Here is a 12,896-nt window from a genome sequence, read left to right as displayed (position 1 = left end):
TCGCTCATTTTTCTGACGGATGGCTTCCTGATGCGATCTGCGACTTGACAAATAACGACCCGGCTGCGAGAACGCCCCCGTTTTACGGCATCAGGAAGCCTTGCATGAAAACAAGCGAACCGAGGGTTGAAAGTTGAAGGTTGAAGGCTGCCTGCCAGAAGGAGGCGGCGTATGCTGATCACCCGAACGAGGACAGCGCCAGAGAACGCCGCAACCGCGATGTCCTGGGGTATAAGCCTGGCGCTTGCGGTTTTGTCGGGTTTCCTGATCGGCGCTTCGATGCCAACACTGCTCGACTGGGGTTTCCTGGGATGGGTGGGATTGGCGCCCGTGCTGATCGCGCTGAACGTTCAACCGCCCCACCGTCGCTTCCTGGTCGCACTCCCCTTCGGCATCGTCTGGTCAGCGATGACGCATCTGTGGTATCCGGCGCTGTTTGGCGTCGGGATGGGAATCTTTCTTGTGGCAGCGGTCGGCGCCTTCTATGCCGGGGTGCTTCAGGCGGGAATGGCGCTCCAGGAACGACTCCCGGAACCGCTGCGCATCCTGGGTATGCCAGTTGCCTGGGCAGCGCTCGAATTCGTTCGATCAGTCGCGCCTGTTGTTGGTGATTGGTGGATTGAATTGCTGGCAAAAAGCCAGTGGCGCTTCCCCCCCGCGCTCCAACTCCTGGCGATCACCGGCGTTCCCGGTCTCAGTTTCCTGCTGATGCTGGCGAATGTCGCCATTGCACTGCTCATCCTTGAAACATGGCGCCAGCAGCGCGTGCATCTACCTGCCGTTCTTGCGCTGGCAGGGTCTGCGCTCATCCTGGGGTGGGGCGCCCTGAGCATCCCACCAGCGCCGGATGCGCAATTCCGCATTGCCGCAACGGTCGATCTGGTCAACCAGGACCGCGCCGTTCAGGCGTTGAGTCGCCTGCCTGTCGGTCAGGAAGGGTACTACGCGGATACGCCGGAGATGTCACAGGCGATCTTCGACACAAATGCAACCCTGACCCGTCAGGTGGCTGCGTTGCGTCCCGCCTTCGTCGTGTGGCCCGAAAATGAGTTCGCCGATGCGGATGACCCCGCGTTTGCCGCGCAGGTCGGGGCGCTGGCGCGTGAACTGAACGCCTACCTGGTGGTGGATATGGTCTGGCGAACGTCGGAAGGCATGCACGACGCAGCAGTTCTGTTCGGACCGGACGGTAACGAGGTTGGTCGGCACGCCAAAATCAATCTCACCGGCGACGAGCAGGCTTTTGGCTTTGTTCCCGGACCGCGCGATTTCCAGGTCTTCACGACGCCGTATGGCAACGTCGGACTGGGAGTGTGCTGGGATCGCCACGTCCCGTGGATCACCCGCGAACTGGCGCGCGCCGGAGCGCACGTGGTGCTGATGCCGGTGGACGACGACTTTTATGGCAACCGCTGGTTCCCGCCGCTGCACGCCGCCGATTCGGTTCTGCGAGCGGCGGAGAACCGGGTCGCCTTCGGTCTGGGAGCGACCAGCGGCATTGCGATGGTGATCGACCCGTATGGGCGGATCACTGCCGAGAGCGCGATCAATCAGCGGGGTGTGGTGACGGGTGAAGCATTCACTGTACCGGAGCGAACGCTCTACACCCGTCTCGGCGATTGGTTCGGCTGGTCGATAACCGGAGCGATGGTGATCGGGCTTCTGTGGCAGGGTCGCGGACGCGCGCACCATCAGCAGTGAGTGCAGACGCCCGCCCGTGCGCTACGTCCAGCGATGGAGGCGCAGCACAATACCGCCCCAGACACCAGCAAAGACCGCCGCGCCAAACACCCATCCCGATAGCGCAAATGCAGCAATCCCGGAGAGGAGCGTCCCCACTGTGCAGCCGAGTGCCGTCATCGCGCCCCAGCCCATCAGCACCCCGCCGACCAGCGCAGCGACACTGCCATTGGCACGCGGCAACGCTGGCTGAAAGCGACCGGCGATCAGGGCGGCGCCAAAAGCGCCGAGCGCCAGTCCGCCGATCAGCCACCCATTGTCGGTAATCGTCTGCACCACCTGCGTGGCGCAACCGGCGAAACTGTCCAGCCCATTGAGTCGCGCCGGCAGCATGCCACTCGTGTGCATCACCGTGCGGGCAAGGCTGCCGAGTTGCGCCGTCACGCCGAGGGGTTCGACCCGCAGGTACGCCACGACCCCGATGACTCCCACGATCGCGCCGGTGACCAGCGGATTCCAGCGGTCGCGGAAGAGCGCCTCATAAAGATATTTTATGTCGAGTTGATGTGCAGGACGGGGCGGCAGCGGCGATACGTAGCGCAACAGCGCGAACGCCAGGACGCTGAGAACTGCCAGGTGAAGGAGGAGCGCCCCGCCGTACCCGATCCAGTGCGGCAGCCAGATCACCGGCGCATCGGCGATCACCGTCACATAGAGCCAGTTCCACGTTCGGAATCCCAGACCAAAGCCGATCAATGCGCCGATGAGCGCCAGCGGCGCGTAGCCCGATCCCTCTCCCAAACGATAGAGATGACCGCTGATGCACGCGCCGGAGAGCGCCATCCCCACGCCGAACAACAAACCGGCGACGACCAGCGCCAGGCTGACCGGACCAATATGGGCATCGGGGGCGAGCCGACCGCTGAACGGATTGGGAAGAAACGCGCCGAACACGACGGCATACCCGATTCCGCTCACAGCCAGCGCCGTCAGGATCGCGTAGAGCGGTCCGGCGTTGCGATGCTCGATGAAGTCGCGGAAGATGCAGAAGAAGCAGAACCGACCACGCTCAAAGACAACCCCGAGCGCGGCGCCGATCAGCAGCGAGAGCGCCGCCGACGCGCCATACCCCGACGTTGTCTGAAGCACGTGCGCGCCGATCAGCAGGGTGACGAAGATCAGCGCCGCCCCGCCATTCCGCAGGATCAACGCCGGAGTCAGGACTGGTTTGGAAGGAGCAGCCCGGTCGGCAGGGCTGCTCCCAGGCAATGCGTTCGACATCGTCGTCTACTTCACGCCCCAAATTGTACCGGCCGGGTTGGCGATCGGCACGCCGACGCTGTTGCCATACTCCGTCCAGGAACCATCGTAGAGCGCCACCTGATACCCCAGGATTTCGCTGAGGACAAACCAGGTATGGCTGGCGCGCTCACCGATCCGGCAATAGGTGATGACCGGCTTGCTGCCATCGACTCCGGCCTCTGCGTACAGTTTACGCAGTTCCTCGACGCTCTTGAACGTGCCGTCCTCGTTGAGCGCCTTCTTCCACGGCACATTCACAGCGCCGGGGATGTGACCGGCTCGCACTGCAAGTTCCTGGAAGCCTTCCGGCGCAAAAATCTTGCCGCTGAACTCATCCGGCGAGCGGATATCAACCAGCACCTTCTGTTCCTCACCACGCACGACTTTCAGCACATCGGGCAGGAATACCCGCAGGTCGCTGCGTTGCCGGACGGTAAAATTGCCCGGCGGATAGGTCGGCGCGCGTGTCGAAAGTTCGCGGTTCTCGGCTTCCCACTTGCTGCGGCTTCCATCCAGCAGTCGCACATCCTCAGCGCCGTACTGGCGGAAAACCCACGCACCCCAGGCGGCGAACCAGTTGTTGTTATCGCCGTAGAGCACAATCGTCGTGTCGTTATTGATACCCGCAGCACGTGCCAGTTCCTGGAAGCGCTCCGGCGCGATAATGTTGCGCGATACTGTATCAACGAAGTCAGTCGTCCAGACAAAGTTGACCGCTCCGGGGATGTGACCGCGTTCGTACACTCCTGGAACGACACTGACCTCAATCACGCGCACCTTTGGGTTGTCGAGATTCTGCGCCAGCCATTCGGTGCTGACAACCACATCCTCGAATTTGCGCGGTTCACGTGGCGGATTGACCGCCACAGGCGCGGATGAGGCGTCAGCAGCGGATGGAGCAGTGGTCGACGAAGTGCCGGCGGGTTGGCGAACGAAGAAGATGAGCGCAACGACGGCCAGCGTCACGAGTGCGCCAGCAATAGCGGCGCCAGCAGTTCGCAACAGCGTTCTGTCCACAAGGTCCTCGCTTTCGGTAGGCGACTTTCTCTGCATGCACCGGTGCGAGCGTAGTATATCTGATATTTCTATATTTGTCAATCTATTTAGTCAAGAAATACCGACGCGCTGATGCACCTCTCCCTTATCTCTCCTGTGTAGAAATCCGGAGAACATCATGCCAGCGGCGCGCCACAGTGCGGGCAACGGTGCACATGCGCAGAAATGTCGCGGTGGCAACGTCCACAGGCGTAGCGCACCGGCGTGCGCGCAACGACCAGGACGTCCTGCCGAAATGCTGTTGATGCGCCATCGGGGAGAGCAGCACGCTCGAACGGCGCTGCCGCAGGTCTGACCGGCAATCCCAGCAGTGCTGCTATCTGCGTCGCCAGCGCCTCGACAGATGGCAGATCGTCGCGGGTCAGGCGCAACACCGGCACACCGGCGCCGATCAGCGCGGCGTCGATAAATGCGGTGCGTCGGGCTGCGCCGGGTTGCGCAAAAAGCACTGCCAGGCGCGGCGTGGTTGTCTGCGCATCGCAGAGCACAAAATCGAGCACGCTATCGCGAATGCGCTCCTGGTAACGCTCCGATTGCGTCGTGTGCGGTTCAACGTGCAGGATGTCGCTCAGGCGCACGTGGGGCAGCACGGCGAGATCGTCGGGCGCGGCGGCGTTGAGCGCCGCAAACAGGGCGCGATGGTCGCCCGCAAGCAGATGTGGCGCGCGGGTATAGGGCAGGCGAGGCAGAAACTCCGGTTCGCCCGATGCACCCCGCGACACAGCAGACGCACGCGGTGACATGCTTCTGCTTGATGTCGCTGTGCGCCGACGCGGACGCATTGCCGCCAGTGCAACAACACATCCGGCAACTACCAGAAGCGATGCAATCGCGGCAGTCATTGTGATGATGGGATCCATACCGACCATCCTTATTCAGGCCACCGTTCTCGAGTCCTCAAATACAATTCCTTACCCCTCGCGCCTCGCCCCTCGTGCCCCTCGCGCCTCGCGCTCTCAAGTGCAGAGTTTTTGGGAGAGATGAGCAATGTTCTGTATTCCCGTGCGCTTGTGCCCCTCATCCCCCCAACCCCCTTCTCCCACACGGGGTTGAAAGGGGGGGGATTTAGGGCGATTTCAGGCATTGGGACGGGTCATAGATATGCATGGTTACGCTGTCACCTATTTTGGGCAAGGGCTCCGGGCGCAACCACAAGCGGACCCAACAACGCCCTTGCGCCAGCAACCAGCGCAGGCGCCGACCTGCCCCCCGCCGGAGCAGGCTGATCACCCGCTGCGCCGTGCCGCTCCAGCGACGGCGCGGCGGCGCGCCGGTCGTCGGCGGCGCCCGCTTCAGGCGACCGGGCGGAACCCCCTGCTGTTCTGCATCTTCGATCCGCGTGCCGACGGCCACCGTCCACAGCGTGACCGTCGCCACTACCAGATACTGCCAGGCGACTGCATCCGAGTCCGTCACCTGACCGCGTTGCCAGTCCCAGCCCATCGACGTACTTTGGCGGAAGCCCGCCTCATCCCAACTGCGCAGGGCATACCACGCGGCATCCACCTGCGCGGGCGGCAGATCGGTCAGCAGCACCCACGGTTCCGCATGGTCGGCGCCCCACGCCACCGCCAGCGTGCCCGCAATCCGCTTGGGTGCGTGCGTGAAGGCGACCCCCACGCCCACCCATCCATGCCCCGGTCCGGGCGCCAGGCGCAGCACCGACTGGCGCGCCTGACCGGTCGGCGCGAAGGTCGACGTGGTGCGCACCCGCATGATGGGATGGAACTGCTGCGACCGGATGGCGTGCCACAGCCGGGGGCTCCACAACCCCTGATCCGCCAGCACGAGGACCTCCTGGTCGCGCGGCAGCGCGCTGCGGGCCCAGCGCAGCATCCGCTCCCAGTGCGGTTCCCACGCACCCGGTTGGTTCGCCGGGACGATCACCCAGGCGACCGGCAGGGCGGCGCCCCGATAGAGGACGCTCATGCGCAGCAGAACGACGTCATCGCGCCGATGGGAGGCATCCAGCCCAAGCACGAGCGGTCCGCCGGTCCAGTGCGCGCGAATCCAGCGGAGCAGGTCGGCGCCGCACGCCAGCGGACTGACCACCGGTGGCGCACCCGCTGCGGGTGGGTCGGCGGTGTTTATGAGATGGGCCGGGGCGGCGATCCAGGCATCCCAGGCGTCCGCCAGGGTGGCGGCGCGGGCGATCCCGGCAGTGGCGAGCGCCGGCGCCAGCGCGGGACGATTGGCGCTCCCCGCCAATAAGGCGCCCAAGACCCAGCGGGCCAGGGCGCGGCGCCGGTGACGCGACAAGCGCGGGAAGAGGGTCTGGATCTGCTGCTGCAGCAACCGTTCTGTGGACGTGCGGGACATACCATCCTCCGTGTCTCGCGATCCTTCCATGATCATGATACCGACGGATCGGCCCGTGCGTTCGGTGGAACGGAAACGGTTGACAATCTGCCTGCGAATCCCCCCCCTTTCAACCCACACGGGGAGAAGGGGGAGTTTGGGCGTCCTGATGCCTGAAACAGGCGATAGCACGCAGGGGCTTGCCAAAAATCTACCCCTGTGAGCATCCCCCCAACCCCCTTCTCCCACAAGGGGAGAAGGGGGAGTTTGGGCGTCCTGATGCCTGAAACAGGCGATAGCACGCAGGGGCTTGCCAAAAATCTACCCCTGTGAGCATCTCCTCTCCCCCCTCGCCTCGCGCCTCGCCCCCGCCGTTGCTCTCGCTGCTGGCACAGGCGCACCCGCGCTGCGCCCCTCCACGTTGTCGTCCCACGTTCAACGTGCAACGTTCAACCTGCAACTCCTCGCGCCTCGCGCCACTGCCATGGCCCCTGCTGCCAGTCCAGGCGCAGCAGCGCTGCGCCCCTCCACGTTGTCGTCCCACGTTCAACGTGCAACGTTCAACCTGCAACTCCTCGCGCCTCATCCCCTCGTACCTCTTGCCTCGCGCCCCTCTCGCCTCGCCCCTTCACTCCCAATAACGCCTCCTTCCGTGCACTCCTACACACATCGCTGCGCCTGTCAGCGAACTGTCATCTGCGTGGTATACTACAGAGCGCGTTTCGTTCCGGCTTCATTTCCGGGTTTGTGGCAATCGACGTTATCGGCGTGCACCCGCAGAACAGGCGTGCGCCCATTGCAATTCGACTGGAGTACAGTGTGGACCTGAGCCGCATAACTGGCGCGCCGGTGATGGAGTTTCATGTCGCCCGCAGCGCGCGCGACCGCTACCACTTCGATGAGTCGTTGTTCCAGTTCAGCGGCAACGTCATCTTTGCCAACTTCCACGCCGCGCGTGTCTTCGCTCAGAAGATGAACCAGAAGCGTGACCTGGCGCGTTTCCCTGAGCAGGCGGTGCGCGCCGGGCAGATCAGCGCAATGGGGTTGCTCGACGAAATTCTGCATTATGTCGCGCAACTCTACCGCCAGCGCGTGAAGGAGCGTCTGCTCGCCGATGCGCTCACCTGGCTCAACGAACGCCTGGGCGCAGAAAAGGTCGAGACGGCGCTGCGCGCCTTCAGCGATGAGTTCCCGCCAATTGCCGTGTACCGTCGTGAACAGACCATCGAAGCGTACCTCGAAGGATCGACCGCCAGCACGCCACACCGCGAAGTTGCGCTCGAAGAGATGCTCATGCTCTGGCTGGAAAACATGAATCCGGCCTTCAATCCTTTCCTCGAACTGTTCGATGACTCTCGACTGAAGCACGATACCGTCTATCTCAAGATCATCGAAGAACTCGACCGCTTCTTCGAAACCCAACCGCCGCCAGCCGCCGTTCTGCCCGGCGTCTCCAGTCGCACCCTGATCGAACTTCTGCGCGCCCCCGCGCTGGCGTCACCCTACTCGATCGAAGGGCAACTCAACTATGTGCTTGAACACTGGGCGGGCTTCCTGGATCGCGCATTTCTCTACCGCCTGCTCAGCAGCCTGGACGTTATTAAAGAAGAGGAACGGGCGCGCTTCGGCGTCGGCGGCGGCGATCTGACCGGTGCATATGTACCGGTTGCCGACTATCGCTATCTGGAGGCGGAACCGGAGCGCTATACCCCCGACCGTGAGTGGATGCCACGCCTGGTGCTGCTGGCAAAGAATACCTTCGTCTGGCTCGATCAGTTGAGCAAATGGTACGGTCGTCCGATCAAGACGCTCGACCAGGTGCCAGACGAGGAACTCGATACGATGGCGCGCCGTGGGTTCACCGGTCTGTGGCTGATCGGTCTCTGGGAGCGCAGCCAGGCGTCGAAACGCATCAAGCAGATCATGGGCAACCCCGATGCCGTCGCCTCCGCCTATTCGCTCTACGACTACCAGATTGCTGCGGCGCTCGGCGGTCAACCGGCGCTCGACAATCTGCGGGCGCGCGCCTGGCAGCGCGGCATTCGTCTCTCCGCCGATATGGTGCCGAACCACGTCGGCATCGACGGGCGCTGGGTGATCGAGCATCCTGACTGGTTCATTCAACTCGATTATCCGCCCTTTCCAACCTACACCTTCAACGGTCCCGACCTGTCGAGTGATGAGCGGGTGGGCATTTTCATCGAAGATCACTACTACGACCGCAGCGATGCGGCGGTGGTCTTCAAGCGCCTCGACCGCTGGACGGGACAGGCGCGCTACATTTACCACGGGAACGACGGCACCAGCATGCCGTGGAACGATACGGCGCAACTCAACTACCTCAAGCCTGAAGTGCGTGAGGCAGTGATTCAGACGATCCTGCACGTGGCGCGGCAGTTCCCGATCATTCGCTTCGACGCGGCAATGACGCTGACCAAACGCCACTATCACCGTCTCTGGTTCCCCGAACCGGGAACCGGCGGCGATATTCCATCGCGCGCCGGCTTTGGCATGACGCGCGCTCAGTTCGACGCGGTGATGCCGGAGGAGTTCTGGCGCGAGGTTGTTGACCGCTGCGCGGTCGAAGCGCCTGATACGCTGCTGCTGGCAGAAGCCTTCTGGTTGATGGAAGGGTACTTCGTGCGCACCCTCGGCATGCATCGCGTGTACAACAGTGCGTTCATGGTCTGTCTGCGCGATGAGGAGAACGCCAAGTATCGCCAGATTATGAAGAATGTGCTCGAGTTCGACCCGGAAGTGCTGCGCCGCTTCGTCAACTTTATGAATAACCCCGACGAGCGCACCGCGGTCGATCAGTTTGGCAAAGGTGATAAATACTTCGGCGTCTGCACCATGCTGGTCACCATGCCAGGGTTGCCGATGTTTGGGCACGGGCAGATCGAGGGGTTTGCCGAAAAGTATGGCATGGAGTATTACCGCGCCTATTGGGACGAGAAGCCGGATGAGTGGCTGATTGCGCGGCACGAGCGCGAAATCTTCCCGCTGCTCCACCGCCGTCACCTGTTCGCCGGCACCGACCATTTCTTGCTGTACGACTTCTATATGCCTGACGGACATGTGAACGAGGATGTGTTTGCGTTCTCGAACCGCTATGGCAATGAACGCGCGCTGGTGGTCTACCATAATCGCTATGCCCACACAAGCGGTTGGGTGCGCCTTTCGGCAGCGTTCATGGCGCGCACCGGCAAAGGCGATGAACGAACTCTGACGCAACGCACCCTCGCCGAAGGGCTGGCGCTCCGCGCTGGCGACAACAATTACACCATCTTCCGCGATCACCGCAACGGGCTGGAATATATTCGCCATAGCCGCGACCTGGCGGAACGCGGGTTGTATGTCGAACTCGGTCCGTATGGCTGCCACGTGTTCCTCGATTTCCGCGAAGTTACCGAGTATCCAGACGGACGCTACGCTCAGATTACGGCATACCTGGGCGGGCGCGGCGTACCCAGCATCGATATCGCCCTGCGCGAGATGTTCCTCCAACCGGTGCTGACCCCCTTCCGCGAACTGGTCAGCGCTGCAACGCTGCGCGAACTGGCAGCCTGGGCGGATCGCCGCGCTGTGCAGCGCGGAGTCCTGCCAGCGTTCGACGGCGCGGACAATGACAGGATCGATAGCATGCTGGAAGGACCCGATGCGTTCGACGAACCAACACCCGAAGAACTCCAGGCGCTCGCACAACGCCGGTCAACCCCCGAAAGCGCGGTTGCGCCATCGACTCCTGTTCCAACCACGCCGGAACAGACTGAAACCGCTGCCATCGAACGCTTCGAGCAGCATCTGCGAACCTTCCTCACTGAATTTGCCGCCTTCACCGGGAGCACGGTCGATACCAACCGCATCGTCACCGATGTGGTGCATCGCCTGGAAACGATGATCGATCTCATGGTCTGCGCCGATGAACATCAGGCGCAGCGTATTGGCGCACCGCTGGCGGACGATCCGGCGCGCTGGGGAACCGCCATCGCCTGGGCAACGCTCCATCGACTGGGTCTCATGGTTGCCGCCGATGATATTGCCGGACAGAGCCGAAGCCTGATCGACGAATACCTGCTCGGGCGCGCGCTCCAGGCGGCGCTGGTCGAGTTCGGCTACAGCGACGACACAGCCGCCGATGCGGCGCTGCTGGTCAAGATTCTGACCACCCGGCAGCGCTGGCACGCGACATTCGCCGACGAGTACCACGCCCTCGCATCAGCATTGATGTCGGACGGCGATGTTCAGTTGTTCACACGGGTCAACCGCTTCCAGGGCGTGCTATGGTTCAACAAAGAGCGATTCGAACGGCTCCTGCGCTGGCTGGACCTGATCGCCGTCGCAACGTTACAGGTGGAAGCAACGCCCGACGCCGATGCGATCCGCGCCGATTGCGCCCAGACCATCGAACGCCTGATCGACGCGGCTGAACAGAGCGGCTACCGGGTCGAACAGTTGCTTGCAGTGTCGCAGAGCGAGGAGTCATTGACAGATACAGGAGCAGAGTGATGCGTGCCATACGTGTTCACGACTATGGCGGACCAGAGGTGCTGCGTCTGGAGGATCTCCCCGTGCCCGAACCTGGACCGGGTGAGGCGCGGGTCAAAATTGCAGCGGCTGGGGTGAATTTCATCGATATCTATCACCGGAGCGGACAGTACAAAGGCGTGCTGCCAATGACGCCCGGCATGGAAGCTGCCGGGATCGTCGATGCGGTCGGTCCCGACGTCAGCGATGTGCGGGTGGGCGACCGGGTGGTATACGCCATGCGGCAGGGCGCCTACGCTGAGTATGCTATCGTACCAGCGACGATGCTGGCGCCGGTTCCCGAAGGCATCGACCTGCACCAGGCGGCAGCGGTGATGCTCCAGGGCATGACAGCGCACTATCTGACACACAGCACCTACCCGCTGCGCCCTGGTGAAGTCGCACTGATCCACGCTGCCGCTGGCGGCGTCGGATTGTTGCTGGTACAGATCGCCAAACGCTGCGGCGCGCGAGTGATCGGCACCGTTTCGACCGAAGAAAAGGCGGCGCTGGCGCGCGAAGCCGGCGCCGACGACATCATTCTGTACACTCAGGAAGACTTCAGCGCAGCGGTGCGCCGACTGACCGACGGCGTCGGGGTGCATGTCGTATACGACTCGGTCGGGAAGACCACCTTTGAAGGAAGCCTGAACTGTCTGCGTCCACGTGGGTATATGGTGCTGTTCGGTCAATCGAGCGGCGCCGTGCCGCCGTTCGATCCGCAGGTGTTGAACGCAAAAGGATCGCTCTTCCTCACACGCCCGTCGCTCGGTCACTACCTGCTCACACGCGACGAACTCCTGTGGCGCGCTGGCGATCTGTTCGCGTGGATGGCGGCCGGCGAATTGAAGGTGCGGATCGACGCAACCTATCCGCTGGAACAGGCAGCCGAAGCGCACCGCGCCCTGGCGAGCCGCGCCACCAGCGGCAAACTGCTGTTGCTGCCCTGATCCGCACCCGACGCACGATGAGCGTCCTCATGTTGCGCTGAATGCCTGCCCCCAGGGTCTTCAGGACGCCCAGACTCCCCCTTCTCCCCTTGTGGGAGAAGGGGGCAGGGGGAATGAGGGGTACAAGCGCACGGGAATAAAGCCTCATTCAGTGCTGATCCTTCGTCTCTTCAACGCGGTCGAGCGCCGTATCCTGAAACGACGCCGGATCTTCGATCGGCTCCAGGTGGGTGAAGACGGTCGTATTCGGCAGCGCCTTGCGCACATCGCGCTCGACCTGTTCCAGCAGCGTATGTCCACGACGGACGCTCCACGTTCCCGGCACCAGAACATGGAACGACACAAAACGTCGCGCGCCCGATTGGCGGGTGCGGAGTGCGTGGAAAATGATCCCCTCATCACGAAACGGCGCCAGCGTTGCATCCAGCACCTCGCGTTCAGCCGCCGGCAGCGATGTATCCATCAACCCCGCCACTGATCGCCGCAACAACTGAACACCGGTCCAGACAATGTGCCCGGCGACCGCCAGCGCAATCAGCGGGTCGAGCAGATACCAGCCGGTGAGACTGACCAGCGCCACGCCGACGATGACGCCTGCCGACGTGTAGACATCGGTCATCAGATGGTGCGCATCGGCTTCAAGCGTGATCGATTCATAACGCCGACCGGCACGGATCAATATCTGCGCCACCACCAGGTTCACCAGCGACGCGATGACTGCGATTGTCAGACCCAATTCCGGTTGCTCAATCGGCTGTGGATGAAGGATGCGCCCAACCGCTGCGAACGCAATGCTCAAAGCGGCTATCAGGATCAGCGCCCCTTCGACGCCGCTCGAAAAGTATTCCGCTTTCTCGTGCCCGTAGGAATGGTCCTCGTCCGGCGGTTGCGCCGCAATCGTCAGCGCAATCAGCGCAATAATCGCCGCTACCAGGTTGACCAGTGACTCCAGCGCATCGGACAGAAGACCAACCGAACCGGTGACCAGATACGCACCGGCTTTCAGCGAAATGGTGACGATTGCCGCAGCGATCGACAGCCATGCAAAACGGGTCAGTGTTGCGCGTCCATTCATAGATTCTG

8 protein-coding genes are annotated in these 12,896 nt (G+C 62.8%); 3 read left to right on the top strand and 5 right to left on the bottom strand.

What is annotated here, in order from left to right; genetic code table 11:
* Positions 1-171: 171 nt before the first annotated feature.
* Positions 172-1,701, top strand: a complete 1,530-nt coding sequence (locus ROSERS_RS07715; RefSeq protein WP_011956235.1) for an apolipoprotein N-acyltransferase — start codon at positions 172-174, stop codon at positions 1,699-1,701.
* A 21-nt stretch (positions 1,702-1,722) separates the two neighbouring features.
* Here the strand turns inward: ROSERS_RS07715 and ROSERS_RS07710 are convergent, their stop codons facing one another.
* The 4 genes from ROSERS_RS07710 to ROSERS_RS07695 form a co-directional block, all read right to left on the bottom strand.
* On the bottom strand, positions 1,723-2,961 hold the full coding sequence (locus ROSERS_RS07710; RefSeq protein WP_011956234.1) for a YeeE/YedE family protein: 1,239 nt from the start codon (positions 2,959-2,961) through the stop codon (positions 1,723-1,725).
* Between the two features lie 6 nt (positions 2,962-2,967).
* Positions 2,968-3,999, bottom strand: coding sequence for a sulfurtransferase (locus tag ROSERS_RS07705; protein ID WP_041333289.1), 1,032 nt, complete (start codon positions 3,997-3,999; stop codon positions 2,968-2,970).
* A gap of 155 nt (positions 4,000-4,154) precedes the next feature.
* Complete coding sequence (locus ROSERS_RS07700) at positions 4,155-4,898, bottom strand: DUF2726 domain-containing protein (RefSeq protein ID WP_157041002.1); 744 nt, start codon at positions 4,896-4,898, stop codon at positions 4,155-4,157.
* A 205-nt stretch (positions 4,899-5,103) separates the two neighbouring features.
* Positions 5,104-6,357 (bottom strand): hypothetical protein, encoded by a 1,254-nt coding sequence (locus ROSERS_RS07695; RefSeq protein WP_011956231.1) that lies wholly within the window; start codon positions 6,355-6,357, stop codon positions 5,104-5,106.
* An 831-nt stretch (positions 6,358-7,188) separates the two neighbouring features.
* Between ROSERS_RS07695 and ROSERS_RS07690 the strand changes: the two genes are divergently transcribed.
* Both ROSERS_RS07690 and ROSERS_RS07685 read left to right on the top strand, forming a co-directional pair.
* Positions 7,189-10,845 (top strand): alpha-amylase family glycosyl hydrolase, encoded by a 3,657-nt coding sequence (locus ROSERS_RS07690; RefSeq protein WP_049767583.1) that lies wholly within the window; start codon positions 7,189-7,191, stop codon positions 10,843-10,845.
* The gene (locus ROSERS_RS07685) at positions 10,845-11,813 is read left to right on the top strand and encodes a quinone oxidoreductase family protein (RefSeq protein WP_011956229.1); all 969 of its coding nucleotides are present in this window, start codon (positions 10,845-10,847) and stop codon (positions 11,811-11,813) included. The genes ROSERS_RS07690 and ROSERS_RS07685 overlap by 1 nt, the downstream gene beginning before the upstream one ends.
* A 148-nt stretch (positions 11,814-11,961) precedes the next feature.
* Here ROSERS_RS07685 and ROSERS_RS07680 read toward each other — a convergent pair whose 3' ends face one another.
* Positions 11,962-12,888 (bottom strand): cation diffusion facilitator family transporter, encoded by a 927-nt coding sequence (locus ROSERS_RS07680; protein ID WP_011956228.1) that lies wholly within the window; start codon positions 12,886-12,888, stop codon positions 11,962-11,964.
* Positions 12,889-12,896: the final 8 nt, after the last annotated feature.

It is taken from the genome of Roseiflexus sp. RS-1 (genome assembly GCF_000016665.1).
In the GTDB taxonomy this organism is placed as follows: Bacteria; Chloroflexota; Chloroflexia; order Chloroflexales; family Roseiflexaceae; genus Roseiflexus.
The sequence above is the reverse complement of the archived record's forward strand: the minus strand, read 5'-3'. Positions and strand labels throughout refer to the sequence as shown.